This window comes from Streptomyces sp. NPDC001502 (genome assembly GCF_042894785.1).
Classification (GTDB): domain Bacteria; phylum Actinomycetota; class Actinomycetes; order Streptomycetales; family Streptomycetaceae; genus Streptomyces; species Streptomyces kutzneri.
Map to the genome: position 1 here is coordinate 51,211 of NZ_JBIAVW010000014.1, position 26,074 is coordinate 77,284.

Sequence of the window (26,074 nt, forward strand, 5' to 3'; positions counted from 1 at the left end):
ACTAGGGGAGGGTCAGGATCTCCGCGCCGGAGTCCGTGACCACCAGCGTGTGTTCGAACTGCGCGGTCCGCTTGCGGTCCTTCGTGACGACCGTCCAGCCGTCCTCCCACATGTCGTACTCGTGGGTGCCCAGCGTCAGCATCGGCTCGATGGTGAAGGTCATGCCGGGCTCGATGACGGTGGTGGCGTGCGGGCTGTCGTAGTGCGGGACGATCAGGCCCGAATGGAAGGACGAGTTGATGCCGTGGCCGGTGAAGTCCCGGACCACGCCGTAGCCGAAGCGCTTCGCGTACGACTCGATGACCCGGCCGATGATGTTGATCTGGCGGCCCGGCTTGACGGCCTTGACGGCCCGGTTCAGCGCCTCCCGGGTGCGCTCCACCAGCAGCCGCGACTCCTCGTCCACCTCCCCGCACAGGTAGGTCGCGTTGTTGTCGCCGTGCACGCCGCCGATGTACGCGGTCACGTCGAGGTTCACGATGTCGCCGTCGCGCAGGACGGTGGAATCGGGGATGCCGTGGCAGATGACCTCGTTCACGGAGGAACACAGCGACTTCGGGAAGCCCCGGTAACCGAGCGTCGAGGGGTAGGCCCCGTGGTCGCACATGTACGCGTGGGCGACCCGGTCGAGCTCGTCGGTGGTCACCCCCGGCGCGATCAGCTTGGCGGCCTCCTCCATCGCCTGGGCGGCGATCCGGCCGGCGATGCGCATGGCCTCGATGGTCTCGGCCGATTGCACCTCCGGTCCGGTGTACGGAGTGGGTGCGGGCTTGCCCACGTACTCGGGCCGGCGGATGTTTCCGGGAACGGAACGGACGGGAGAGAGCTCGCCTGGTACGAGCAGCGACTGGCCAGACATGCGAGCGAGTGTATCCAGCGGGGATGGGGCAGCATGGCGGGATAGAGCGGTATGAGAGGAGCCCGACGACGATGGCCCTGTTCAAGAAGCGTCAGGTGGGCAAACCCGGCGAGTGGTACTACTGCCTGGTCCACAAGAAGGTCGAGGAAGGCCCCGACTGCCCGGCCAAGGACCGGTTCGGGCCCTACAGCACCCCGGAGGAGGCGACCCACGCCATGGAGACGGCGCAGGAACGCAACCTCGAATGGCAGAACGACCCCAAGTGGAACGACAAGACCCGCGAGGACGAAGAGGGCACCACCGGCACGGGCGGGGCGTAGCCCCTACCAGCGGCTGGGCGGCGGCGCGGTCAGGTGGTCGGCCAGCCGCGCCAGCCGGTCCCTGAACCGGCGCGGCCCGCGCCGCACCGGGACGGTGTTCTCCCCGGCCGCCGCGCTGACCAGGTGCTGCACGGTGTCCAGATCCATCTCGTCCTCCGGCACCGGTGCCGGTACCGACAGCGCGTCGTGGGCGAGCGCCCCCAGATCCGGGTCCCCGCCGTCCAGGGACAGTACGGTCGCCCCCGCGCGCCGCGCGTCGTGGACCCGCTCCAGCAGCCCTTCACCCGGTGCCCCGGGTGCCACCACCAGCAGCGTGTGCCCGCGCCGGACCGCCGCCAGCCGGCCCAGCCCCACCGACAGGTGCGCCGGCTCCCCTGGCCGCACGTGGTGGCGTACGAGGGTGGGCGCCAGCTCCGGCAGACCCGACCAGGCGGCCTCGTCCACCAGGTGCGCCGCCAGATGCCAGGGCTCGTAGCCCTCGGTCCCCACCAGCAGCAGGTGACCGCCGCCCGGTACGACGGACCGGCGCAGCGATCCTGCGAAGCGGCGCGCGGCGCCCGGCCACTGCGTACCGGCGAGCACCTCGCGCAGCAGCGCGACCCTCACGGCGTCCATATCGGCATCCTGCACCATGCGGGCGACACGGGGAGCGGTTCCTTCCCCTTCGCCACCCTTCGACTGTGGGCTACCCGGCAGTACCCTCGCCCCCATGACTTCCTCAGACAACACGCAGAAGCCGCCGGTCAAGGACCCGTGGGAGCTGCCGGACGTGTCCGGCCTCGTGGTCGGCGTCCTCGGCGGCACCGGTGACCAGGGCCGGGGCCTGGCCTACCGGCTCGCCAGGGCCGGCCAGAAGGTGATCATCGGCTCGCGCGCCGCCGACCGCGCGCAGACCGCGGCCGACGAACTGGGCCTCGGCGTGGAGGGCGCGGACAACGCCGAGTGCGCGCGCCGCAGCGACATCGTCATCATCGCGGTGCCGTGGGAGGGCCACGCCAAGACCCTCGTAGCGCTGCGCGAGGACCTCGCGGGCAAGCTCGTGGTGGACTGCGTCAACCCGCTCGGCTTCGACAAGCAGGGCGCCTACGCCCTCCAGGTCGAAGAGGGCAGCGCCGCCCAGCAGGCCGCCGCCCTGCTCCCGGACTCCCGGGTCACCGCCGCCTTCCACCACCTCTCGGCCGTCCTGCTCCAGGACGAGTCGATCGACGAGATCGACACCGACGTGATGGTCCTCGGCGAGGTCCGTGCCGACACGGACATCGTCCAGGCCCTGGCCGCCCGCATCCCGGGCATGCGCGGCGTCTTCGCCGGCCGCCTGCGCAACGCCCACCAGGTCGAGTCCCTCGTGGCCAACCTGATCTCCACCAACCGCCGTTACAAGGCCCACGCGGGCCTGCGCGTCACGGACCTCTGACCCGGTCCCCGACACCACCCCCGGCGGCCCGGGCCCGCAGGGACCGGACCGCCGGGAACGGGATCAACCGCGGCGGCCGCCGCGCGCCTCGACGGCGCCCAGGTGGGCCACCACCCCGTGGTAGAAGCGGTCGACCGCGGCGTCGACGCCGCGGATGAAACCGGACTCCGTGTTGCCCCGGGTGTTGCCCATCCCCTTGATCAGTGACAGCCGGAACCCGGTCGGCGCGGCCCCGTCCTTGGGCAGCAGATCGCCGGGCTCGGGGCGCAGCCGCTCCAGGGTGCCGCGCGGCCCGTTCTCGCCCTCCACCAGGCTCTGGACGTGCAGGTCCGCCGGCGCTTCGGCCAGCGCCCGCAGCAGCCGCTTCGTCGTGGCCAGCGGGTACGAGCCCTCCGGGGCCGGGATGTCCACGGAGGTGCGGACCTTGCCGGTCCGCAGATCGGCGGTGACGGCCATGACGGAACTCGTTCCGTCGATGCGCAGCTCGGCGGAGAGCTTCCCGTCGGCGCACAGCGCCGCGGCCGCCAGGGCCCGGCGGGTCCGCGGATCGCTGTCGCGCCGGGTGCGCTGCACGGGCAGGGCCTTCTGTCCCAGCTCGCCGCCGAGGCGCAGGCAGACCTGGCGGATCAGCCGCTCCCAGCTCTCGACGACATCGACGGCGCGCTCGTCGTCGGGGCTGATGGTCTCGTCCTCGATGCCCTTGCGCACGGGCACCCAGGCGGGGCCCATGTTCTGGAATCCGTGGCAGCCCGAGTTCTCGTGCTGGAGGTACTCCAGGAGCTCCTGGAGGAGCCAGGCGTGGGCGGCGTTGCCGACGCCCTCGTGGCGGATCAGCATCTGGGCCTGGTGGGCCACCTCCGCCCATGACAGGTGCCAGAGGCTGACCTTGTGCTTGCGCCGCCCGTCGATCTTGACGTCGACCACGGGTGAGCCGTCCAGTGCCACGTCGTTGGAGAGCGTGATCACCGCCTCGTAGCCGCGGCGCGCGGCGATGTCCATGTACTGCTGGACCTGCTCGTCCTTGAGCGGATTGCCGTGCGTCTTCGTCTCCACGAGGGCCGTCCACAGCTTGCCCGCGCGTTCCACCCGGATCACCCCGTCCGGCCGCTTCGGGGTGTCGCCGTGGGGGAGGGGGACCTCGGTGAAGGTCTGCATGCGGCCGGCGGGTGCTCCGAACCCGGCGGTGAGGCGGCGGCCCAGCTCGGGCACCTGCGCCATGACGGAGAGCAGGACGGAGGTCGCCCGGACCTCGCGCTCCTTGTCGCTCTTGAGGGACGGCACGGGGAAGAGCCGCGCGGTGCGCCAGGACTCGTTCTCGGCGAGCGACTTCTTGGCCACCTTGGGGAGGGTGACCTTCTTCCTCGTCGTGCGGGGTGCGCGGCCGCGGGTCTGGGCGGGCACGGTGGCGCTCGCCGCAGCCGCCTCCGACGCAGCCGCCTCCGCCGCCGGGGCCTCGGGCGCCGTCGCGGTCGCCTCGGCCGGGACGGCGGTCGCCTCGCCCTCCTCCGGCGGCGCGGGCACGGCGGCGGTCTCGGCGGTGCTCTCGGCGGTGCTCTCGGCCGTCGCCGCCGCCGGCTCGGTGTCCTCCAGTACCTCGATGCCGAAATCCGTGGCCAGCCCGGTGAGGCCGGTCTCGTACCCCTGTCCCACGGCGCGGAACTTCCACTCCTCGCCGCGCCGGTACAGCTCACCGAAGATGAAGGCCGTCTCCACGCCAGCGTCCTCGATGGAGTACCCGACGAGCGGCTCCCCCGTCCGGTCCGAGACCGTCATCCGCAGATCGTCGAGATCTCCGAAGCGTGCGCCGCCGTACTGGCTGGCCGCCACCACGATCCGCGCCACGTCCTCGGGAACGGCGGTGAGGTCCACACTGATGCGGTCCTCGTCGCCGTTCGAGGTCGGCGTCTTGCCGAGGAGCTGGACGCTCCCGTCCGCGGCGGCGGGGTGGTTGTAGAAGTAGAAGTCGTTCTCGCTGCGGATCTTGCCGTTCTCGTCCAGGAGCAGCACGGAGACATCGGCATCGCCGGCTCCGGTGGCGCTGGTCCAGCCCAGGCTCACGACGACCGCCCCGGCGTCCTCGCTGAGGGCGGTCAGGCTGACGTTCGCGCCCTTGGAGATCTCCTGCATACGTGCTCCCCCCACACGCCCGGCGTCGTCCGTCGCGGGCCGAGCAGGCCGGGCTGTTCGTTCTGTCACGCCCGGATCCGGCGCGTACCCGCCGAACCTAGCGCCACGGGGTGCAGGAGATCAGGTGAAGCCGGAAACGAACCGGACGTGATCGGCGGGCGCCCTTACGGCAGCACTGCGGGGCATGGGGGACACTGGAGGAGCTCGGCCCCGTTCAGTGTTTTCGAGGAGCTCTTCCCATGCCCCGCCTTGCCGTCTTCGCCATTGTCGTCTGCGCCTGTGCGGTGGCCGCGGCCGTCGTCGCCTTCGTCGAGGGCAGCTTCCTCGGGATCGTCTGGGTGCTGCTGGCCGGCCTCACGTCCAACATGGCCTGGTACTACCTGCGCAAGGCGAAGGCCGAGAAGGCCTCAGCCGCGCGCAACGCCGTCTAGGAACTGCCCTGGCTGGTCAGACGGCCGGGCCGAATCCGCCCACGGGGTCGGCGACGCCATGAGGAAGTCCGTACCCTGCGCCCGGCCCGGGGCGAGCAGGTCGTAGTCGGCCCAGGAGGCCGTCGACCGCGCGTCGTTGTCGAACCGGTGGATGTTCCCCCGCCGGGGGCATGGGCCACCGGGTCGTCGACCGCCCGCCGTCGGCCGGGGCGGCCAGGTGGGGGGCGTTCGCGGGGTCCAGCGGGTTCGCACCCCGCTTGCGGAGGTTGCCCGCCGGGGCCGCCGCGGTCTTCGCCCGGCGCCGGGCCGTCAGTCCTGCGGGACGGCGCAGAAGCCGTCGGTGTCCCGCCAGAAGCTGTAGAGGTCACGGCCGCAGTACGTTTCCAGGTCCGAGACGCCGAGCGCCGACATCAGGCCGTCCACCGCGCCGAAGAAGAACGCGTTGACCCCCGGGATCCACAGCAGCGCGAACACGGCCAGCAGGCCGAACTGCGCCAGCGGCTCCATCTCGCGGCGCACCCGGTACGACAGCCAGGGCTCGATGACCCCGTAGCCGTCCAGGCCCGGTACCGGCAGGAAGTTCAAGATCGCCGCCGAGACCTGCAGCATGGCGAGGAAGGCGAGCGCGTAGCGGAACGCCAGGGGCACCCCGTCGAGGGCGTCCAGCCAGAACGGGGCCGTGCACACCACGGCGAAGGCCACGTTGGTCAGCGGGCCCGCCGCCGAGATGAGGCTGTGCTTCCAGCGGCCCTGGATCCGGTTGCGCTCGATGAACACCGCGCCGCCGGGCAGGCCGATGCCGCCCAGGATCACGAAGATCACCGGCAGCACGATGCTGAGCAGCGCGTGCGTGTACTTGAGCGGATTCAGCGTCAGGTAGCCCTTGGCGCCCACCGTGAGGTCACCGCCGTGCAGGGCGGTGCGGGCATGCGCGTACTCGTGCAGGCACAGGGAGACGATCCACGCCGACGTCACGAAGAGGAAAACGGCGAGTCCGGGGCTCGCCGCGTACCCCGTCCACACCGCCCAGCCCGTGACAGCCATGATCGCGAAGATGCCGAGGAATACCGAACTGATGCGCCGCTCGCCGCGGCTGCCCTGATGACCCATGCCGGGAAACCTATCCCGCAGGCCGGACGGAAAAGGGTGCGGGTCCGGTGCCGGGTGCGGGGACAATGGGCCGGTGCGTTACGCGATCCTCGGAACCGCCCAGGCCCACCACGACGACGGGACCCCCGTGGCCGTCGGCGGAGCGCGCCTTCGGGCGCTCCTGACAGCGCTCGCGCTGCGGCCGGGGCGGGTGGTGCCCGCCCGGCTGCTCGTCGCCGAGGTGTGGGACGGCGATCCGCCGGCCGATGCGATGGCGGCCCTGCAGGCGCTGGTCGCCCGGCTGCGGCGGGCGCTCGGGCACCCGGCCGTGCGCTCCGCGGAGGGCGGCTACCAGCTGGCCGCCGAGCGCGAGGACATCGACCTGTACCGCTTCGAGCGGCTGGCCGGGGCCGCAGGCCGGGCGCCGGACCCGGCCGAGGCGGCGGCCCTGTACGAGGAGGCCCTCGCCCTGTGGCGCGGGCCGGCCCTCGCCGACCTGCCGGACCCGGCCGCGGAGGCCGCGCGCTGGGAGGCCGTACGGATGGACGCGCGCCGGGGGCGGATCGCGGCGGCCCTGGCCATGGGCGAGGCGGAGCGGTGCCTGCCGGAGCTGACCGCGCTGTGCGCGCAGCAGCCGCTGGACGAGCCGTTGCACACCCTGCGCATCCGGGCCCTGCGCGACGCGGGCCGCCCGGCGGAGGCACTGGCCGAGTACGACAGCCTCCGCCGGGAGCTGTCCGACCGGTTGGGCACGGACCCGGGCCCGGAACTGCGGGCCCTGCACGCCGAACTGCTGACCTCGGACACGCACCCGCCGACCGCTCCTGCCGCTGCCGCTGCCGCTGCCGCCGCTCCTGCCGCCGCCGCTGTCGTGCCCGCCACCGCCGTGCCCGCCGCCGCCGTGCCCCAGGCGGCCCCCGCGTCCGCGGGAAATCTGCGGGCGCGCCTGACCACCTTCGTCGGCCGTGAGGACGACATCCGCGTCATCGGGGACGACCTCGCGCGGGCCCGCCTCGTCACGCTCCTCGGGCCCGGCGGCGCCGGCAAGACGCGGCTGTCCCAGGAGGCCGCCGAGGCCCAGGACGAGAGCGCCTGGCCCGACGGGGTCTGGCTCGTGGAACTCGCTCCCGTCGACGACCCGGAGGATGTCGCCGAAGCCACCCTCGCCGCGCTCGGGGCCCGGGAGACCAAGCTGCGCGGCGCCGCCGCCGAGGAACTGCGCGCCTTCACCGAACGCGCCGGGGACGACCCCCTCGACCGGCTCGCCGAGCACTGCGCACGGCGCCGGCTCCTGCTGCTGCTCGACAACTGCGAGCACGTCATCGGCGCGGCCGCCGCCCTCGCGGAACGCCTCCTCACGCACTGCCCCGACGTCCGGATCCTGGCCACCAGCCGCGAACCCCTCGGCGTCCCGGGGGAGTCCCTGCGCCCGGTGGAACCGCTGCCCGACCCGATCGCGCTGCGGCTGCTCGGCGACCGCGGGGCCGCCGCCCGCGCCGGGTTCACCATCGAGGAGGACCCGGCCGCGGCCGCCGAGATCTGCCGCCGCCTCGACGGTCTGCCGCTCGCCATCGAGCTGGCCGCCGCCCGGCTGCGGCTGCTCACCCCGCGCCAGATCGCCGACCGCCTCGACGACCGCTTCCGGCTCCTGACCAGCGGCGCCCGTACCGTCCTGCCCCGCCAGCAGACCCTGCGCGCGGTCGTCGACTGGTCCTGGGACCTGCTCGACGAGGCCGAACGGACCGTCCTGCGCCGGCTGTCCGTCTTCGCCGGCGGCTGCGACCTCGCCGCCGCCGAGGCCGTCTGCGCCGACCCCTCGGACGTGGCCCCGTACGACCCCGCCGACGTCCTCGGCTCCCTCGTCGACAAGTCCCTCGTCGTGGCCGCCCCCGGACCCGACGGCCTCGGCATGCGCTACCGCCTGCTGGAGACGGTCGGCGAGTACGCCGCCGAACGCCTCGCCGAGACCGCCGGCGACCGCGAGGCCACCGAGCACCGCCACCTCGTCCACTACCGCGAGCTCGCCCGCACCACCGAGCCGCTGCTGCGCGGCCACGGCCAGCGGGCGGCCGCCGACCGGCTCGCCACCGAGTACGAGAACCTGCGTACCGCCCTGCGCCGGGCCGTCGCCGTACGCGACGCCGACGAAGCCCTGTGCCTGGTCCACTCGCTCGGCTGGTACTGGCACATGCACGACCTGCGCTCCGAATCCCGGCACTGGTCCGAGGCCACCGCCGCCCTCGGCCCCAACCCCTTCGAGCCGCCCTTCGTCGCTGCCGAGCCCGTCTACGAACGGCTCGTCGACACGCCGCCGCCCTACTCCGGCGAAACGCGCACCGAGGGCTGGCGCGCCCTCAACCTCGTCCTGCTGGCCTCACGCGACCAGACCAACGAGACCTGGAACACCCCCTCGGTCCGCGCCCTGATCGACGGGGTCCTCGCCACCTACCGCCCCGGACTGCCGCAGACCTGCCGGACCCCCGCCTCCCTGTGGATCTACGCCGTCATGATCGCCGGGGACCCCGGACTGCTCCAGCGGGTCGTCGACGCGACCGTCGAGACCGCCCGCGAGCTCGGCTACCGCTGGGAGCTGGCCTCCGGACTCCAGCTGCGCGCCAACATCCTCGCGAACCGGGCCGACTGGGCCGGGGACGCCTCGCGCGACGCCGACGAGAGCCTGGCCCTGTTCCGCGAACTCGGCGACGCCTGGGGCTGCGCCGAGGCGCTGTCCGCCCGCGCCGAGGCCCGGGAGAAGCGCGGCGAGTACGCACTGGCCGCCCGCGACTACCAGGAGGCGATCGCCTACGCCGAACGCCTCGGCGCCATGGCCCAGGTGACGGTGCTGCGCGTACGGATGGCCGGGACGCTGACCGAGGCCGGCCGGATCGAGGAGGCCGAGCAGATCCTCACGGAGATCACCGCGACGGTGCAGCGGTACGGCAACGAGGCCATGCCCGCCGCCCGGATGTTCCTCGCGGGCATCCTCGGCCGCACGGGCCGGATCTCCGAGGCGCGCGCCCAGCTGCAGCTCCTGCGGGACGAGTTCGCCTTCGGCGCGTTCGCCATCTTCGACGGCTTCCTGCTCGGCACGATGGCCTGGCTGGACAACCGGCAGGGGCTGTACGAGGAGGCCCTCGACCGGCTGCGCCAGGCCATGGACACCGCCCTGGACCCGATGTCGCGGATGGTGGCCCCGCAGATGCCTGCGGTCCACCTGCTGACGGCCGCCCTCTCGCTGGTCTCGCTCGGCGGCCCGCGCCGGGAGTACGACGCCGCCAGGCTGCTGGGCGCCTACCGGGCGCAGCTGCCGCCCGCGCACTTCCCGGTCACGACGGAGCGCGAGGACCACGCCCGCGCGCAGGAGCTGGCCCGGGCGGCGCTGGGCGACGCCGTCTACGAGAAGGCGTACGCCGAAGGCGGTGGCCTCTCCCTGGAGGAGGCCACCGCCCTCATCTGACCCGGCCCCCGGCCGGTGCCCGTCCGGGACGCGATCCGAACGGATCGGTCCGCGGATCAGGTCTTCTGGCGGAACTTCCGTACCGCGAGCGGCATGGTGACCGCGGTGATGGCGACCGACCAGGCCAGGGTCATCCACACCGAGTCGCCCACGGGCGTCCCGTTGATCAGGGCCCGGGCCGCGTCGGCCAGGTTGGACAGCGGGTTGTAGTCCGTGAAGGTCTGCAGCCAGCCCGGCATCGTGGACGGCATGGCGAAGATGGAGCTGCCGAACTGGAGCGGCATGAGGACCATCATGGCCATGCCCTGGACGGCCTGCGCGGAGCTCAGGGTCAGGCCCAGCAGGATGAAGATCCACATGAGCGAGGCGCCGAAGACGACCGACAGGCCGATGGACAGGAACAGGTCCACGATCGAGCCCTTGATGGACAGGCCCAGGATGAAGCCCATGCCCAGCAGGATCGTGATGGCGACGAGCATCCGGCCGATCTCGACCACGATCTTCGCGAGGAGTACGGACGACCGGGCGATCGGCATGGACCGGAACCGGTCCATCACGCCCTTCTTGAAGTCGTCGTTGACCCCGGTGCCCACCGCCATGGCGATGTTCATGCCCATCATGGCCATCAGGCCCGGGACCAGGTAGCTGACGTACTCGCTCTGGTTGCCCTTGCCGGAGACGGCGCCGCCGAAGACGAACACGAACAGCAGCGTGAAGATGATCGGCATGAACAGGACGTCGAACATCGACTCGGGGTCCTGCTTGATCTGCAGGGCGTTGCGGCGCACCAGCGCGCCGATGTGCCGCAGGTTGGCGCGCAGCCCGATCCGGCCCTCGCCGGACCGGCCGTCCACCGGAGCAGGACCGGAGGCGGTGGGAGCGGGCTTCGTCGTGGTTACGGTGCTCATGCCGCGACCTCCTCGGTCTTCTCGGTGGGAACGGAGTCCTCGGCGGAGGTGGGCTTCTGGCCGGTGATGGACAGGAACACCTCGTCGAGGCTGGGCAGGTAGGTGCCGAGGTCGGCGATCGCGTACCCGCGGGCGGCCAGCAGACCGACGACGGCCGTCAGCTGCTCGTCGCTCAGGATCGGGACCAGCAGCACGCCCTCGTCCGGTACGGCCTGGCTGCCGGCGACGCCGTCGAGTCCGGCCTCGGCCAGCGAGCGGGCCATCCCCGGCAGGTCCGAGGCGGCCACGGGGCGGATCTTCAGGGTGCGGCCGCCGACGCGCGCCTTCAGCTCGTCGACCTTGCCGTTGGCGATGACCTTGCCGCGGTCGATGACCGTCAGCTCGCTGGCGAGCTGCTCGGCCTCCTCCATGTACTGGGTGGTGAGCAGTACGGTGGCGCCCTCGGCGACCAAGCGCTGGACCTCGTCCCACACCTCGTTGCGGGTGCGGGGGTCGAGACCGGTGGTCGGCTCGTCCAGGTAGAGCACGGCCGGGTTGCCGATCAGGGAGGCGGCGAGGTCGAGCCGGCGGCGCATACCGCCGGAGTAGTTCATGGCGGCCTTCTTGGCCGCCTCGGTCAGGGAGAACCGCTCCAGCATCTCGTCCGCGCGCCGGCGGGCGTCCTTGCGGGAGAGGTCGAGCAGCCGCCCGATCATGTAGAGGTTCTCCCAGCCGGAGAGCTTCTCGTCGACCGAGGCGTACTGGCCGGTGAGGCCGATGGTGCGGCGCAGCTGCCGCGGCTGGCGGACCACGTCGAAGCCGGCGACGACCGCGGTGCCGGCGTCCGGGGTGATCAGGGTGGAGAGGCAGCGGACGAGCGTGGTCTTGCCGGCGCCGTTGGGGCCGAGGACCCCGAGGACCGTGCCCTCCCGTACGCCCAGGTCGACACCGTCGAGGGCCTTGGTCTCGCCGTAGTGCTTGACCAGCCCCCGTACCTCCACGGCGTTGGGCTTGTTGTCGTTTCGCGTCATGCCCTCATGGGACCAGCCGCCACTGACAAAGCACCGACAGCCGACCGACAAACGTACGACAGCCCGCCGACACGCGGTCGGCGGGCTGTCGGGCCGTTGCTCACCGCATCAGTGGAAGGCGTGCTCCGCCTGCGGGAACGTTCCGCCGACCACGTCCTCGGCGAACGCCCGCGCCGCGCCCGTCATGGTCTCGCGGAGCTTCGCGTACTGCTTGACGAACTTCGGCATCTTCCCGCCGGTCAGGCCCATCATGTCGGTCCACACCAGCACCTGCGCGTCGCACTCCGCGCCCGCGCCGATGCCGACCGTCGGGATGTGCAGGGACCGGGTGACCTCGGCGGCCAGCTCGGCCGGGACGAGCTCCAGCACCACCGCGAACGCGCCCGCGTCCTGCGCCGCCTTCGCGTCGCGCAGCAGCTGGTGCGCGGCCTCGTCGCCGCGGCCCTGGACCCGGTAGCCCATGGCGTTGACGGACTGCGGGGTCAGACCCAGGTGGGACATGACGGGGATGCCGGACTGCACGATCAGCTCGGTCTGGGCCAGCGAGCGCTCGCCGCCCTCCAGCTTCACCGCGCCGACCCCGGCCTCCTTGACCAGACGGGTGGCGCTGCGCAGGGCCTGCACCGCGCCTTCCTGGTACGAGCCGAACGGCATGTCGCCGATGACCAGCGCACGGCTCGTGCCGCGTACGACGGCCGCCGAGAGCATGGTCATCTGGTCCATCGTCACCGGGACGGTGGAGTCGTAGCCGAGGTGGCAGTTGCCCATGGAGTCGCCGACGAGGATGACCGGGATGCCGGCCTCGTCGAAGACGGACGCGGTCATCGCGTCGTAGGCCGTGAGCATGGGCCACTTCTCGCCGCGTTCCTTGGCGAGGGTCAGGTCGCGGACGGTGATGCGCCGGGTGCCCGTGCCTCCGTACAGGGTGGGGGAGGCCGACGGAGATGCTGCTGCGGGTTCGCGGGCAGGCGAAACGGCATGCGTCATTGCAACTGCTCCTTGTGTCATCTCGAGGCGCCCTTACGACGTCCCCGGACTCACCCCCCATGGTGGCATCCGCGCGGGCAAAGGCGGAAGTGCTCGGTGGTGCGAGCCTGGCCACGGGATCCAATGTGCGCGTTTCGTGACAAGCGGAACCCCCTGTGCACGGCCGTTCGTCCTCCCGGACGTACGACCGTGACCGGCGGTCGTGACGTACGGCACGGAAGGCTGCGGTTCATCGCCTAGGGTCAAGGGGCGGGGACGGAGCGCGAGCACGGCAGTGAGGGCAGTGGTATGGCACAGGCGTACATGACGGAGTCGGGGAACGGCGGCTCGGAGCCCGAGCCCTCCGGAACCCACCTCCGGCGCCGGCTGACCGCACTGCGCAAGGACCCCGGAATCTGGCGGCGGGGCTTGATCCTCGCCGCGATCGCCGCACTGATCTCGCTCGTCATGATCTTCCACGCGGATCTGCCCAACCAGGTGGGCAACCTCGGCAGCCTCACCGAGACCTTCCTGCCCTGGCTGGGCCTGGCCGTGCCGCTCCTGCTGGCCGGGGCCGTGTACCGCAAGTCCGCCACCGCGCTCCTCGCGATACTGCTGACGGCCGCCGTCTGGGCGAACCTCTTCGGTGGCCTGGTCAGCGACAAGTCCGGCTCCGGCGGCAACCTGGTGGTGGCCACCCACAACGTCGACGCCGACAACCCCGACCCGCGCGGCACCGCCGAGTCGGTGGCCCGGTCGGGGGCCGACGTCCTGGCCCTGACCGAGCTCAAGGGCAGCGCCGTCCCCGTCTACGAGAAGGCCCTCGCGGCCACGTACAAGCACCACTCCGTCGAGGGCACCGTCGGCCTGTGGAGCAAGTACCCGCTCAGCGCGAGCGCGCCCGTCGACATCCGGATGGGCTGGACCCGGGCCATGCGCGCCACCGTCGCCACCCCCCAGGGGGAGGTCGCCGCCTTCGTCGCCCACCTGCCCTCCGTCCGGGTCAAGCTGAACGCCGGCTTCACCGCCAACCAGCGCGACGACAGCGCCGACGCGCTGGGCGCCGCGCTCGCCTCCGAGCCGCTGAAGAAGGTCATCCTGCTCGGCGACCTCAACGGAACCATGAACGACCGCGCCCTCTCCGAGGTCACCTCGCAGATGCGCTCCACCCAGGGCGCGGCGGGCGACGGCTTCGGCTTCAGCTGGCCGGCGGAGTTCCCGATGGCCCGGATCGACCAGATCATGGTCCGCGGAATCCGGCCGGAGGCCTCCTGGACCCTGCCCCGCACCGGCAGCGACCACCTTCCCGTCGCCGCCCGGGTCACCGTGAAGCCCTGACGGACGCGGGTACGCGAAGGCCCCGGCCACTCCCCTCGGAGAGAGCGGCCGGGGCCTTCGCACGGCCGCGGCTACGCCCGCTCGCGCCAGCCGTTCGTGATGGGCAGCCGACGGTCCTTGCCGAAGCCCTTCGCGGAGATCTTCGTGCCCGGCGGGTACTGGCGGCGCTTGTACTCCGCCGTGTCCACCATCCGCAGGGTCCTGGCCACCAGCTCCGGGTCGAAGCCGGCCGCCACGATCGCGTCCATGCCCTGGTCGCGGTCCACGTACATGGCCAGGACCGCGTCGAGCACCGGGTAGTCCGGCAACGAGTCCGTGTCCACCTGGCCCGGGCGCAGCTCGGCGCTCGGCGGCTTCACGATCGAGTTCTCCGGGATCGGCGGGACCTCACCGCGCTCGGCGGCGGCCCGGTTGCGGTACTCCGCGAGCCGGAACACGTCCGACTTGTAGACGTCCTTGATCGGGCCGTACGCGCCCACCGAATCGCCGTACAGGGTGGAGTAGCCGACGGCCAGCTCCGACTTGTTGCCGGGGGCCAGCACGATGTGGCCCTCCTGGTTGGACAGCGCCATCAGCAGGGTGCCGCGCAGCCGGGACTGGAGGTTCTCCTCGGCCAGGCCGGTCAGGCCCAGCGAGGCCATGTAGGCGTCGAACATCGGCTCGATGGAGACGGTCCGGAAGTTCAGTCCGGTGCGCTCGGCCAGGTCGGCCGCGTCGTTGCGGGAGTGGTCCGAGGAGTACTTCGAGGGCATCGAGACGCCGTAGACGTTCTGCGCGCCGATCGCGTCGCAGGCGATGGCGGCGACGAGCGCGGAGTCGATGCCGCCGGAGAGCCCGATCAGGACGGAGCGGAACCCGTTCTTCTTGACGTAGGCGCGCAGTCCCACGACCAGCGCGTCGTAGACCTCCTCGTCGTCGTCGAGCCGGTCGGCGTAACCGCCGGTGACCACCGGCTCGTACGGCTCCACGGGCTCCTCGGAGAGGATCACGCGCTCGATGCGCAGTCCGTCGTCCACCACGCCCTCGGGCGCGTCGGCCCGGGCGGCCGGCAGGTCGAGGTCGACCAGGACGCAGCCCTCGGAGAACTGCGGGGCGCGGGCGATGACCTGCCCGTCGGCGTCGACGACGATCGAGTCGCCGTCGAAGACCAGCTCGTCCTGGCCGCCGATCATCGCCAGGTAGGCGAGGGTGCAGCCGGCCTCCTGGGCCCGCTTCCGGACCAGTTCGAGGCGCAGGTCGTCCTTGTTGCGCTCGTACGGGGACGCGTTCACGGAGATCAGCAGCCCTGCCCCGGCGGAGCGGGTGGCCGGGACCCGGCCGCCCTCCTGCCAGAGGTCCTCGCAGATGGCCAGGGCCACGTCGACCCCGCCCACCCGGATCACCGGCTGCGTGTCGCCCGGCACGAAGTACCGGAACTCGTCGAACACGCCGTAGTTGGGGAGGTGGTGCTTGGCGAAGCGCAGGACGACCTGTCCGCGGTGCAGCACGGCGGCCGCGTTCTCGGGGGAGCCGGCCGGGCGGCCCAGGCGGGGCGTGGCCCGCTCGGTGCGGTCGAGGTAGCCGACGACGACCGGCAGCTCGCCGAGGCCCTCGGCCGCGAGCCGCTCCGCGAGCTCGCGCAGCGCGCTACGGGAGGCCTCCACGAAGGATCCGCGCAGGGCGAGGTCCTCGACGGGGTACCCGGTCAGCATCATCTCCGGGAACGCCACCAGGTGGGCGCCCTGCTCGGCGGAGTGCCGGGTCCAGTGGACGACCGAGTCGGCGTTGGCGGCGATGTCGCCGACGTGCGAGTCGATCTGATTCAGAGCGAGTCGAAGTTGAGGCACGGGCCCAGTGTAATCGTCTTTCTGACGCGATGTCCTGGGCCCCGCCTGTTTCCTGCGTGATGACGTCCCGTCAGCCGATCGGGCCCGCGTACTTCACGTCGTCGAGTCTGGTTCCGGCGGAGATGTCCGCGGTGATGCTCTTGGTGCCCTCGGGGACCTCGAAGGCCACGATCCCGCTGGCGGTTTCGCCCGGCAGGATCGAGCCCCTGATCATCTTCGGCACGCTGCCGGAGTCGTAGACCATCTCGGCGGCCATGCCGTGGTCGTCGCGGACGTTGGGCACGGCGTAGATCACTTCGTGCGGCGCGGACGAGCCGTTGGTGATGGTGACGGTGAGCTGGACCGCGTTCTTGATCCGCTCGCGGGAGTACTTGTTCTGCGCCTCGTACTTCGTCGGAACCGACAGGCTCACCTTGACGCCGTTCGGGTAGGTGAAGGTCTCGCCGAACGGCAGCGCGCTGGTCAGGCCGGGGACCTGGGTGGGCGAAGGGGACTTGGAAGGCCAGGGCTCACTGTCGGGGTAGTGCCCGTCCGGCCCCCAGTCCTCCTCGATCTGCCGGTCGATCCGGCTGTCGGCCCGGTCGACGACCAGGACGGTGAGGAAGAAGCCGCCGACCGAGGAGAGCAGGCCGAGCACGGCGAGAACGGTGCCGACGACGGCCATCGACTTGTTCGGGGCGCCCTTGTTGGCGCGGGCGATACCGCTGATGCCGAGGCCCACGCCGACGGCGGCGACCATGGTGCCGGCCCAGAAGAGGAACGGGATGACGCCCAGGAAGATGCCGAAGCCGCCGGTGATCACGGCGGCGACCGCCAGGCCGTTGCTGGCCGGGGTGGCCTGCGGGTACGCGGGGTACTGGGCTCCGGGGAAGCCGGGGGTGGGCTCACCCCACGGGTGGCCGGGTGCGCCGGGTGCGCCGGGGCCCCCGGGTGCGCCGAAGCCTGCGGCCGCAGGGGCGGGCGCGGGCGCCGGCGGGGTCGGCGGGGTCGGCGGGGCGAAGGCCGACGGCACGGGAACCGGCTCCGGGGCGGCCGCGGCAGGCGCCGGGGCCTCGGGGGCCTCGGGGGCCTCGGGGGCCTGGACTGTCGCCGGGGCCTCGGGGGCCGTCGGAGTCTCGGGGGTCTGCGGCGCCTCGGGGGTCTGCGGCGCCTCGGGGGGCGCCGGGGCGGCCGGGGTCTTCTCCAGCGAGAGCGGCTGTGCGGACGCGGGCGCCGGTATGGAGTCCGTCTCGGGTGTCGGGGTGCCCGTCGGCTCGGTCGGCGGACCGACAGGAGTGCTGGGCGGGTTCGGCGGGGTGCTCATACCGGCGGGATCGTCCTTTTGTCGCTGCAGTCGTGATCACCGCAAGGGTGCCATGCCCGCGCCCGGGGCCCACCCGAATTCCCGCCCGGCCCCGGAGGCCGGGCGGGGAGGCCGTGACCTACAGCTGGTAGCCGAGCACCGTCATCATCCCGGACTCCGAGTGGTAGACGTTGTGGCAGTGCGTCATCCACAGCCCGGGGTTGTCCGCGTCGAAGTCCACCGTCAGCCTGCGCCCCGGCAGGAGGATCGCGGTGTCCTTGCGCGGCCCGCCCTCCTGCCCGCCCAGCGCGAAGGTGTGCCCGTGCAGGTGTACCGGGTGCCACATCGGGGTCGCGTTGCGGAACTCCAGCCGGACCCGCTCGCCCGCCTTCACCGGGTGCCGCTGGTCGGGCGTGTACGGCTTGCCGTCGAAGGCCCAGTTGTAGTTGGTCATGGAGCCGGTGAGCCGGAGCTGCACCGTACGGTCCGGGTCGCGCGGGGCCAGTGCGGCCGATTCGGCAGCCCTCAGCGCGTCCGCCATCAGCGGCGGCGCGTCCAGTTCGGCCGGCCGGGTCGAGGCCGTGGGCGCCGTCCCGGACCCGGTGCGCAGCACCGCGAGCGCCGAGCCCTCCTTGCCCTCGGCCAGTGCGGTGAGGGGGAACACCCCGTCCTTGGCGGTGACCAGGACGTCGTACCGCTCGCCCATGCCCAGCAGCAGTGACCCCGTCGTCGTCTGCTCCACCGGGTAGCCGTCGGTGTGGGTGACCGTCAGTTCGTGGTCGCCGAGGGCGATCCGGAAGGCGGTGTCCCCGCCGGCGTTGATGATGCGCAGCCGGATCCGGTCGCCGGGCTTGGCCGTGAGCACCGAAGGGTCGTCCGCCACCCGCCCGTTGATCAGGTAGTACGCGTAGACGACGTCGCCCGCGTCCCCGCCGAGGTAGTCGCTGTGGCCGCCCATGGCGACGTAGGAGCGCTTCTTGGTGCCGCCGGCGGAGGGAGAGGGGGAGGAGGAGGGGGAGTGGGAGGGGGCGGAGGAGGGGGAGGAGGAGGGGGAGGGGCTCCGGCCGTGGGCCGCGTGGGCTCCGCCGTTGCCGTTCATGCCCTTGCGGAGCTCGGCGAGGACGGCGTCAGGGGTGGCTCCGTCCACCCCGTCGATCCAGTCGTCCAGGACCACCACCCACTCCTTGTCGTAGGAGAGGGGCTCCTTGGGGTCCTCGATGACGAGCGGGCCGTACAGGCCGCGGTCCTGCTGGACCCCGGTGTGCGGGTGGAACCAGTACGTGCCCGGGTTCGGGACGGCGAACCTGTACGGGAAGGACCCGCCCGGGGCGATGTCCCGCTGGGTCAGCCCCGGGACCCCGTCCATGTCGTTGCGCAGCGCGAGGCCGTGCCAGTGCAGGGAGGTGGCCTCGGGGAGGTTGTTGGCGAGGGTGAGGGCGAGCGTGCCGCCCGCGGTGGCCCGGACCTCCTGGCCCGGCAGCTTGTCCCCGTACGCCCACGAGCGGACGGTGATGCCGGCGCCGAGGTCGAGCGGGGTGGCGGTGGCGGTCACCTTGACCTCGGTGAGCGGGCCGGTGGCCTTGCGGGCGGCCTCGGCGGCCTGCACCTCGGGCCCGGCCGGGTCCACGTACCCCTCGGGCGCATCGGCGGCGGAGCCGCCGTGGTTCATCGAGCCGTGGCCGGTGCCGGCGGACCCGGCGGACCCGGCGGACCCGGTGGATCCCGCGGAGCCGGAGGATCCGGCGCAGGAGGTGAGCAGCCCTGAGCCGAGGACGGCCGCGGATGCGCCGAGCAGGGTGCGACGGGTGGGAAGAGAGCGCATGGGAGCACCTCATGGGTGTGGTGTTACGGATGCATGGGCACGGTTCGGCGCCGCCCCGGGCATGCGCGGGCATGCGGGGGCGGCGGCGTCGGCCTACGCCCGCAGGACCGCCAGCCGGGTGAGGAGCTCGCGGGGCGAGGGCGGGTCCGGACCACCGCCGGACCGGACCGGTATGCGGGCCGCGCCCCCGAGCGGCGCGGCGCGACGGGATCCGGTCCGGCCGGTGCCGACGAGCAGGACGACGAGCCCCGCGAGCACGGCGAGGCAGACCGACGTGGGGTCCATCTCGGTCGCGGGCATCGCGTACCCCCACACGGGGACCGTGGGGGAGGGTGCGCCGGTGGCCGGGGCCGAGGTGTGGCGCGTGCCACCGTGCCCTGCCGGGGCGGGGCGTCCCGCCGAGGCAACGGAGTGGGCCGGGGACACGTCTTGCATGGCGTGGGACTCAGTCGGATGGCCCAGGGTGTGCATGGTGACGATGCCCAGCAGCAGCGCGGCGAGCAGCGGCAACCGGGACCCCGGGGCGGCTCGCCGAGCACTGCGCGTCATGGCGGGAACCCTACCGGGGGTGGGTATCCGATCGGAGGACCGACCCCGCGTCTGCTTAGGATTAGTCACACTATGTCCCCACATGGACTCTCGCCGCGGACCGCCTGGCCGGTCGCCACCCTGATCGGTCTCGCCGCGGCCGCCTACACCGCGTGGGTGCTCGAAGTGGTCCTCTCCACGGGCCTCAATCCGATCGAGACGTACGTCAGCGAACTCGCCGCCCAGGACCAGCCGCTCGGCGGCCTCTTCCGGGCCACCGACTTCACCGCCGGGCTGCTCGCCTTCTCCGGAGGGCTCCTGGCCCTCGTCCGGCTGCTGAAGTACGCCGAGTCCCGCCGGGCCTGGGCGGTCATCGGCTGGTCCGGGGTCGCCCTCTTCGGCGCGGCGACCGCCGCCGACGCCTGGCTGCCGCTGAGCTGCCGGCCCACCGTGGACCCCGAATGCGCCGCCCGGGAGACCGCCGGACTGGTCCCCGCGACCCACCAGGCCCACGCCGTCAGCAGCAGCCTCGCCATGACCGGGGCCCTCGTCGCCCTGGTGGCCCTCACGGTCGCCGCCCGCCGCTACGGCTGGTTCGCCCCGCTCGCCCGCTACGGCCCCGCCCTCGTCGCCCTCGAACTGCTCGCCACCGTCTGGACCCTCTCCGCGATCGCCCTGTTCACGGCCGGGCGCGGGACCTGGGCCCTCGGCGCCGGCCAGCGGCTCCAGGTGCTCCTCGTCGCGCTCTGGCTGGGCCTGCTCGCCTACTCCGTCCACAAGGAAGGCCGTACGTGAGCGTCACCGGCCGGTTCGTCACCGCCGCCGCTGTCGACGGGGTGCCGCTGCACGTCCTCGTCGAAGGCCGGGGCCCCGTGTGCGTCCTCAGTGCCGGGCTCGCCATGGCCTGGTTCGACTGGGACCCGGTCGTCGCACCGCTCGTCGCCGCGGGCCGCACCGTCGTCCGCTTCGACCGCCCCGGACACGGCCTCAGCGGCCCCGCCACCGATCCGCCCACCACCGCCGGGGAGGCCCACCGCATCGCCGGGCTGCTCGACGCGCTGGGGCTCGGCGCCCCGGCCGCCGGTCCCGTCACCGTCGTCGGGCACTCCATCGCCGCCTTCCACGCCGAGGCCTTCGCCCGCCTGTACCCGCAGCGCACCGCCGCGCTCGTCCTGGTCGACGGCAGCGTCGAGGAGGTCCCGCACACGACCCTGCCCGCCGCACTGCGCACCGGGGCCGCCCGTGCCCTCGGCCGGGCCGTGAGCGCCGCCGGACTGCCGGCCGCGCTGGGACCGCTGGTCCGGCGCGCCACCGTACGGGCCTCCCGCACCGGCGGCTCCGACCCGGCCGCACCGGACCTCGTACGCCGCTGTTACCGCACCGGCCGGGTCTGGCGCGGCGCCCTGCTGGAGAACTCCCGCTACCTGGACATGGCCGCCGAGCTGCAGGCCCTGCGCGGGACGCACCCGCTGGCCGCCCCCACCACCGTCCTCGCCGGCCACGACGGCTCGGCCGGGCGCCCGGCCCTGCGCTGGCTGGCCCGGCAGGCGGACCTCGCCGACCTGCTCGGCGCCCGCTTCGAGGTCGCCGAACCCTCCGGCCACCTGGTCATGCTGGACCGCCCGGGCCAGGTGGCCCGGGCGGTCCTGGCAACGGCCGGGCAGGGTCAGGCCCGCGCGTAGACCTTCTCCACGAAGGTGGCCATCTGGTCGTCGGTGAGGTGCTGGGCGAGGTCGGCCTCGCTGATCATGCCCACCAGCTTCTTGTTCCGGATCACGGGCAGCCGGCGGATCTGGTGGCTCTGCATCTCCTCCAGCACGTCGCCGACGTCCGCGCCGGCGTCGATCCAGCGCGGGGTGCCCTGGGCCATGTCACCGCAGGTGACCTTCGCCGGGTCGTGGCCCTTGGCCACACAGTTCACGACGATGTCGCGGTCGGTGATGATGCCGCACAGCCGCTCCTCGGCGTCGCTGATGGGCAGGGCACCCACATTGAGCCGGGCCATCAGCTGGGCGGCCCGGTCGAGGGTCTCGGTGGCGGGAATCCACTGGGCCCCGGGGTGCATGATGTCTGCGGCGGTGGTCATCGTCGAACCTCCTGAGCACGCCGTTCGACACCGGGCGCGGGCGCGTCCGGCGCGGCGTCCCCACCGGGCCGGTACGGGTCCTACACGGCGGAGCACACGCCCGTACGGGTGAGAGGGCGCCTCTCACCACGGTACGGGCGTGTCCCGTCACCCGCGCGGCGCGGCTCCGCGCTGCCGCAGCATGTCCGCCATCAAGGTGAGCTCCGAGCGCTGCGCGTCGACCATGCCCTGCGCCAGCGCCCGCTCGACCGGGGTCTCGCACTGCTGCGCACAGCCCTCGGCCATCGCGACGCCGCCCTTGTGGTGGTCGGTCATCAGCTGGAGGAAGAGCACCTCCGCGTCCCGCCCCGAGGCGGCGCCCAGCTGGTCCAGCTCCTCCTTGGTGGCCATGCCCGGCATCAGCGCGCCGGGCTTGGCGGCGCCCGCGTCGGCGCCGTGCCCCGCGTGCCCGCCGTGGCCGCCCGAGGACCCCATCCAGGACATCGGCGGCTCGCCGGCCACCACCTTCGGCAGCCCCCACAGGTCCAGCCAGCCGAGCAGCATGCCCCGCTGGTTGGCCTGGGTGTTGGCGATGTCGTAGGCGAGGGTGCGTACCGCTTCGTCCTGGGTGCGGTCGCGGACGACGAAGGACATCTCCACCGCCTGCTGGTGGTGCACCGCCATGTCCCGGGCGAAGCCCGCGTCCGGCGACCGGAGCCCCGGAGTGCGGGGCTCCGCCGTATGGGCCGACGGACCGGAGCCGGCGGAACCGCCGCCGTTCGCGGCGGCCACCGTGGCCGCCGCCGCGAACAGCAGGGCCAGCAGGACGGCCGTGCCGGCGACCCAGTACGTACGGGGGACGGGGCGTACGGGGCGGACCGGGCGGACGGGGCGGACCGGGCGGCTCACTTGCCGGCCAGCCCGCTCGTGCACGCCGCGCCCGGCTCCGGGGTCTGCTCGCCCTGCACGTACTTCGTGAAGAACTGCGACACCCGCGGGTCGTCCGCGCTGTCCACGGTCAGCTGCTTGCCCCACGCGCTGAGCATGATCGAGCCGGTCTGCTCCTTGATCGGGCTCATCAGCGTGTACGGGGTCTTGCCGACGGTCGCTGCCAGCTTGTCCACGTCGGCCTTGGGGGCCTTCTCGTTGTACGTCACCCAGACCGCGCCGTGCTCCAGCGAGTGCACGGCGTTCACCTCCGGCACCGGGTTCTTGTAGACGTCACCGTTGCAGTTCATCCAGCGGGGGTGGTGGTCACCACCGACCGGCGGGTTCATCTCGTACGTCACCGGGGTCTCGACGTGGTTGCGGCCCAGCTTCTTCACGTCCCAGAGCTGCTCGCCCTCGACCGGCTGCTTGCGGATCTCCTCGGCCTCCTTGCGGAGCTTCGCCGCGGCCGCCTCCTTGCGCTGCTCGGCCTGCTTCTGGTCGATCAGCACCCAGGCGCCGAAGCCGACGAGGCCGACGACGACGGCCGACGCGGCCGTGATCGCGATGGCCTTGTTGCGCCGCTCCCGGATCTGCTCGGCGCGGCGCATCTCGGCTATGCGCGCCTGACGGGAGTTCGGGTCGGTGTGCTGGTTGGTCCTGCCGGACTTGCTGGCCATGTGCCCTGGTTTCCTTCTGCTGAGGGGGGTGGATGAACACGAAACCGAACCGGACCGCTCAGGTCCGCAGCACCTGGAGGGCATACAGGTCGGGGGCGCGCGGCGGAGCCCCGTACAGCCGGATCCGCGACGCCCCGGAGGCGGTCGCGGCGGGCGCCGGCGCACCCATGGGGCCGGTCACGGCGGGCGGCGGCACGGGCAGCACACCCGGAGTGACGCGCGTGAGCGGTGAGCAGCCGGGCAGGTCGTACGGAGACACGCAGACGGCGTGCGCCGGCGCCCCCGCCCGTACCTGCACACCCGGTGACGGGACGTGCGACTCGCCCGAGCGCGCACACAGCAGCAGCGCGCCGGCCAGCACCCCGAAGACGATCAGCAGGGCGGCACGCCGAAGCCCGGGACGTCCGCGACGCCCCGGCTGCGTGTGCTGCCGGCCCCCCATGGGCGCAGATGGTAATGCTCATGACGGCTCCCAGGTCAGTGCGGGGGTGCCGCGAGCTTTCCCGGGTGCGTAATGTGGCGGAAACCACGACTGGCGATACTGGGCGCGCCCGACTGTGCCCCGACTGTCGAGGCGGTGGTGCACAGGCCGTCTGAACTGCGAGGATGAAGGCATGGACAAGCAGCAGGAATTCGTCCTCCGGACGCTTGAGGAGCGCGACATCCGCTTCGTGCGCCTGTGGTTCACCGACGTACTGGGCTTCCTGAAGTCCGTCGCGGTCGCGCCGGCGGAGCTGGAGCAGGCCTTCGACGAGGGCATCGGTTTCGACGGCTCCGCGATCGAGGGCTTCGCGCGGGTCTACGAGTCCGACATGATCGCCAAGCCGGACCCGAGCACGTTCCAGATACTGCCGTGGCGCGCGGAGGCCCCCGGGACCGCCCGGATGTTCTGCGACATCCTGATGCCGGACGGCTCGCCGTCCTTCGCGGACCCGCGCTACGTCCTCAAGCGCATCCTGGCCAAGACCTCCGACCTGGGCTTCACCTTCTACACCCACCCGGAGATCGAGTTCTTCCTGCTGAAGGACAAGCCGCTGGACGGCACCCGCCCGGTCCCGGCCGACAACTCCGGATACTTCGACCACACCCCGCAGAACGTGGGCATGGACTTCCGCCGCCAGGCGATCACCATGCTCGAATCGATGGGCATCTCGGTGGAGTTCAGCCACCACGAGGGCGCCCCCGGCCAGCAGGAGATCGACCTCCGCTACGCCGACGCGCTCTCCACGGCCGACAACATCATGACCTTCCGCCTGGTCATGAAGCAGGTGGCGCTCGAACAGGGTGTCCAGGCCACCTTCATGCCGAAGCCCTTCTCGGAGTACCCGGGCTCGGGCATGCACACCCACCTGTCCCTCTTCGAGGGCGACCGCAACGCCTTCTACGAGTCGGGCGCCGAGTACCAGCTCTCCAAGGTCGGCCGCTCCTTCATCGCGGGCCTGCTGAAGCACGCGGCGGAGACGGCCGCGGTCACCAACCAGTGGGTCAACTCCTACAAGCGCATCTGGGGCGGCTCCTCCCGCAGCGCCGGCGCGGGCGGCGAGGCCCCCTCGTACATCTGCTGGGGCCACAACAACCGCTCGGCCCTGATCCGCGTCCCGATGTACAAGCCGGGCAAGACGGGCTCCTCGCGCGTCGAGGTCCGCTCGATCGACTCGGGCGCCAACCCGTACCTCACCTACGCCGTCCTCCTCGCGGCCGGCCTCAAGGGCATCGAGGAGGGCTACGAACTCCCGGCGGGCGCCGACGACGACGTCTGGGCCCTCTCCGACGCCGAACGCCGCGCGATGGGCATCGAACCCCTCCCGCAGAACCTCGGCGAGGCCATCGCCCTGATGGAACGCAGCGAACTGGTCGCCGAGACCCTCGGCGAGCACGTCTTCGACTTCTTCCTCCGCAACAAGAAGCAGGAGTGGGAGGAGTACCGCTCGGAGGTCACGGCCTTCGAACTCCGCAAGAACCTCCCGGTGCTGTAACCCCAGTTCAGGGCCCTGCGGGCCACGAACGACACTCCGGGCCGGTGGTCACTGACCACTGGCCCGGAGTTGTCTCGGACGGTCCCGAAGATCTCGCCCTCAGGGCTACGGCCCCCGTGGCCACCACGGCTACGCCGGCTGACACCTCCAGAGCCCCGGCGTGAGTCGGGGACCGAAGGGATCAGGTGCCGCGGCGGTCAATGGCCCGCCAGCTATGGCTATGGGCCAGGAAGCCCCGCGAAGTCAGAGACTGTCGCGCTCTACCAGTGAGCAGTCAGGGCCCATCGTGTAGATCCGTGGCGTGCCCATCCTTTCCACGGCCTTCCGCAGAGCCGCCTCCTTCTCGGCGGGGTCGGGAGCATGTGGGTCCGATATGCGAAAGCCGTGCAGTTCGACCCTGTCGGCGTCCACGTCAGCGGGCTCGGGAAGGCCCTCCTGCACGAAGCCGCAGAGCGAACGTAGTGCGTCTTCTCCGAGTTCCAGGGGGTGGAAGGGCAAGGCGTACGGCACCTCTTCCTCACCAGGCCAAGGAATGATGTCCGCCGGTCGGTCCCCAGCCCAGTAAGGAAGCTCGAAGGAGAGCGGTTCCCCGATGTTCTCGATGATCCCTGCGTCCGGGGACAAGCTCAGAGAGCGGATGAGGCGTCCGTCCTCCCAGACGGCGAACGCCAGCCAGTCGACCACGCTGTGCATGGCATGCAGGACCAGTCGTCGGCCGGCACTCGCTGCCACAAGGTGCTCGGGAAGCTGCGACGGCAAATCGATCATCACGCGCTGATCACAGATGACCTCTACGCCCGGCCAGCTCGCCGCATACGTCGTTCCATCGGGGGGATAGACGCCCTCCCCCAGGACCGAACCGCGAGCTCCTTCGATCTCACAGCCCGCATACAGGCGCCGCACCATGCGGGACGTCTGCTCCAAGTCCGCCGCACCCACCCGTAGCAGCAGGGTTGGCGCATCTCCATCGGCATACACGAGCAGACCGGTTTTGGCTCCCAATGTCCCTCCCCCAGGCGCAACGCCCAATCGTGGATGCACCGTATCCC

General features: G+C 72.2%; 24 protein-coding genes. 8 read left to right on the forward strand and 16 right to left on the reverse strand.

All coding sequences use genetic code 11. The features are described 5' to 3' along the window. Window position 1 precedes the first annotated feature (1 nt). Entirely contained in the window at window positions 2-859 is an 858-nt protein-coding gene (gene map / locus ACFY0D_RS24070; protein ID WP_382536247.1) for a type I methionyl aminopeptidase, read from the reverse strand. A 71-nt stretch (window positions 860-930) separates the two neighbouring features. On the opposite strand from map, the gene ACFY0D_RS24075 reads away from it, so the two are divergent. Further along, complete coding sequence (locus ACFY0D_RS24075) at window positions 931-1,179, forward strand: hypothetical protein (protein ID WP_390800133.1); 249 nt, start codon at window positions 931-933, stop codon at window positions 1,177-1,179. A gap of 3 nt (window positions 1,180-1,182) precedes the next feature. On the opposite strand, the gene ACFY0D_RS24080 is transcribed toward ACFY0D_RS24075, so the two are convergent. Continuing rightward, a complete protein-coding gene (locus tag ACFY0D_RS24080; RefSeq protein ID WP_390800134.1) occupies window positions 1,183-1,794 on the reverse strand; it encodes a hypothetical protein in 612 nt (203 codons plus the stop codon). Window positions 1,795-1,888: 94 nt separating this feature from the next. On the opposite strand from ACFY0D_RS24080, the gene npdG reads away from it, so the two are divergent. Beyond that, window positions 1,889-2,593 (forward strand): NADPH-dependent F420 reductase, encoded by a 705-nt coding sequence (npdG, locus tag ACFY0D_RS24085; protein ID WP_390800135.1) that lies wholly within the window; start codon window positions 1,889-1,891, stop codon window positions 2,591-2,593. A gap of 63 nt (window positions 2,594-2,656) precedes the next feature. Here npdG and ACFY0D_RS24090 read toward each other — a convergent pair whose 3' ends face one another. Beyond that, window positions 2,657-4,720, reverse strand: a complete 2,064-nt coding sequence (locus tag ACFY0D_RS24090) for a TerD family protein (RefSeq protein WP_390800136.1) — start codon at window positions 4,718-4,720, stop codon at window positions 2,657-2,659. A 239-nt stretch (window positions 4,721-4,959) separates the two neighbouring features. On the opposite strand from ACFY0D_RS24090, the gene ACFY0D_RS24095 reads away from it, so the two are divergent. Then, the gene (locus ACFY0D_RS24095; protein ID WP_351155840.1) at window positions 4,960-5,151 is read left to right on the forward strand and encodes a hypothetical protein; all 192 of its coding nucleotides are present in this window, start codon (window positions 4,960-4,962) and stop codon (window positions 5,149-5,151) included. Window positions 5,152-5,460: 309 nt separating this feature from the next. On the opposite strand, the gene ACFY0D_RS24100 is transcribed toward ACFY0D_RS24095, so the two are convergent. Beyond that, window positions 5,461-6,261, reverse strand: a complete 801-nt coding sequence (locus tag ACFY0D_RS24100; protein ID WP_390800137.1) for a site-2 protease family protein — start codon at window positions 6,259-6,261, stop codon at window positions 5,461-5,463. Window positions 6,262-6,334: 73 nt separating this feature from the next. Here ACFY0D_RS24100 and ACFY0D_RS24105 point away from each other — a divergent pair, with 73 nt between their 5' ends. Beyond that, a complete protein-coding gene (locus tag ACFY0D_RS24105; protein ID WP_390800138.1) occupies window positions 6,335-9,697 on the forward strand; it encodes a BTAD domain-containing putative transcriptional regulator in 3,363 nt (1,120 codons plus the stop codon). Between the two features lie 56 nt (window positions 9,698-9,753). Here ACFY0D_RS24105 and ACFY0D_RS24110 read toward each other — a convergent pair whose 3' ends face one another. The 3 genes from ACFY0D_RS24110 to panB all read right to left on the reverse strand — a co-directional run bounded on the left by ACFY0D_RS24110 (window position 9,754) and on the right by panB (window position 12,602). Continuing rightward, window positions 9,754-10,605, reverse strand: coding sequence for an ABC transporter permease (locus tag ACFY0D_RS24110; protein WP_390800139.1), 852 nt, complete (start codon window positions 10,603-10,605; stop codon window positions 9,754-9,756). Continuing rightward, a complete protein-coding gene (locus ACFY0D_RS24115; protein ID WP_390800140.1) occupies window positions 10,602-11,615 on the reverse strand; it encodes an ATP-binding cassette domain-containing protein in 1,014 nt (337 codons plus the stop codon). The genes ACFY0D_RS24110 and ACFY0D_RS24115 overlap by 4 nt, the downstream gene beginning before the upstream one ends. A 108-nt stretch (window positions 11,616-11,723) precedes the next feature. Then, a complete protein-coding gene (panB, locus tag ACFY0D_RS24120; protein ID WP_390800141.1) occupies window positions 11,724-12,602 on the reverse strand; it encodes a 3-methyl-2-oxobutanoate hydroxymethyltransferase in 879 nt (292 codons plus the stop codon). Window positions 12,603-12,890: 288 nt separating this feature from the next. Between panB and ACFY0D_RS24125 the strand changes: the two genes are divergently transcribed. Beyond that, window positions 12,891-13,919: an endonuclease/exonuclease/phosphatase family protein gene (locus tag ACFY0D_RS24125; protein ID WP_390800142.1), complete on the forward strand. Its 1,029-nt coding sequence runs from the start codon at window positions 12,891-12,893 to the stop codon at window positions 13,917-13,919. Between the two features lie 71 nt (window positions 13,920-13,990). Here ACFY0D_RS24125 and ACFY0D_RS24130 read toward each other — a convergent pair whose 3' ends face one another. From ACFY0D_RS24130 to ACFY0D_RS24145, 4 genes are all read right to left on the reverse strand, one after another. After that, the gene (locus ACFY0D_RS24130) at window positions 13,991-15,745 is read right to left on the reverse strand and encodes an NAD+ synthase (protein WP_390800143.1); all 1,755 of its coding nucleotides are present in this window, start codon (window positions 15,743-15,745) and stop codon (window positions 13,991-13,993) included. 70 nt (window positions 15,746-15,815) lie between these two features. Further along, window positions 15,816-17,048, reverse strand: a complete 1,233-nt coding sequence (locus tag ACFY0D_RS24135) for a hypothetical protein (RefSeq protein ID WP_390800144.1) — start codon at window positions 17,046-17,048, stop codon at window positions 15,816-15,818. Between the two features lie 118 nt (window positions 17,049-17,166). After that, window positions 17,167-18,849, reverse strand: coding sequence for a multicopper oxidase family protein (locus ACFY0D_RS24140; protein ID WP_390800145.1), 1,683 nt, complete (start codon window positions 18,847-18,849; stop codon window positions 17,167-17,169). A 93-nt stretch (window positions 18,850-18,942) separates the two neighbouring features. Beyond that, window positions 18,943-19,398: a hypothetical protein gene (locus tag ACFY0D_RS24145; RefSeq protein WP_390800146.1), complete on the reverse strand. Its 456-nt coding sequence runs from the start codon at window positions 19,396-19,398 to the stop codon at window positions 18,943-18,945. Between the two features lie 72 nt (window positions 19,399-19,470). Between ACFY0D_RS24145 and ACFY0D_RS24150 the strand changes: the two genes are divergently transcribed. Together ACFY0D_RS24150 and ACFY0D_RS24155 are read left to right on the forward strand one after the other, a co-directional pair. Then, window positions 19,471-20,172, forward strand: coding sequence for a DUF998 domain-containing protein (locus ACFY0D_RS24150; RefSeq protein WP_390800147.1), 702 nt, complete (start codon window positions 19,471-19,473; stop codon window positions 20,170-20,172). Further along, window positions 20,169-21,059, forward strand: coding sequence for an alpha/beta fold hydrolase (locus tag ACFY0D_RS24155; RefSeq protein WP_390800148.1), 891 nt, complete (start codon window positions 20,169-20,171; stop codon window positions 21,057-21,059). The genes ACFY0D_RS24150 and ACFY0D_RS24155 overlap by 4 nt, the downstream gene beginning before the upstream one ends. Here ACFY0D_RS24155 and ACFY0D_RS24160 read toward each other — a convergent pair. The 4 genes from ACFY0D_RS24160 to ACFY0D_RS24175 all read right to left on the reverse strand — a co-directional run bounded on the left by ACFY0D_RS24160 (window position 21,044) and on the right by ACFY0D_RS24175 (window position 23,491). Next, window positions 21,044-21,463, reverse strand: coding sequence for a CBS domain-containing protein (locus ACFY0D_RS24160; RefSeq protein ID WP_301371551.1), 420 nt, complete (start codon window positions 21,461-21,463; stop codon window positions 21,044-21,046). The two genes, ACFY0D_RS24155 and ACFY0D_RS24160, sit on opposite strands and share 16 nt — an antisense overlap. 147 nt (window positions 21,464-21,610) lie before the next feature. Continuing rightward, window positions 21,611-22,258 (reverse strand): DUF305 domain-containing protein, encoded by a 648-nt coding sequence (locus ACFY0D_RS24165; protein ID WP_390800255.1) that lies wholly within the window; start codon window positions 22,256-22,258, stop codon window positions 21,611-21,613. A gap of 89 nt (window positions 22,259-22,347) precedes the next feature. Next, on the reverse strand, window positions 22,348-23,049 hold the full coding sequence (locus ACFY0D_RS24170; protein ID WP_390800149.1) for a DUF3105 domain-containing protein: 702 nt from the start codon (window positions 23,047-23,049) through the stop codon (window positions 22,348-22,350). Between the two features lie 58 nt (window positions 23,050-23,107). Further along, complete coding sequence (locus tag ACFY0D_RS24175) at window positions 23,108-23,491, reverse strand: hypothetical protein (RefSeq protein ID WP_390800150.1); 384 nt, start codon at window positions 23,489-23,491, stop codon at window positions 23,108-23,110. 172 nt (window positions 23,492-23,663) lie between these two features. On the opposite strand from ACFY0D_RS24175, the gene ACFY0D_RS24180 reads away from it, so the two are divergent. Then, window positions 23,664-25,025 (forward strand): glutamine synthetase family protein, encoded by a 1,362-nt coding sequence (locus tag ACFY0D_RS24180; protein WP_189963779.1) that lies wholly within the window; start codon window positions 23,664-23,666, stop codon window positions 25,023-25,025. A 243-nt stretch (window positions 25,026-25,268) separates the two neighbouring features. Here ACFY0D_RS24180 and ACFY0D_RS24185 read toward each other — a convergent pair whose 3' ends face one another. Continuing rightward, window positions 25,269-26,027: a DUF6928 family protein gene (locus ACFY0D_RS24185; protein WP_390800151.1), complete on the reverse strand. Its 759-nt coding sequence runs from the start codon at window positions 26,025-26,027 to the stop codon at window positions 25,269-25,271. Window positions 26,028-26,074 lie beyond the last annotated feature (47 nt).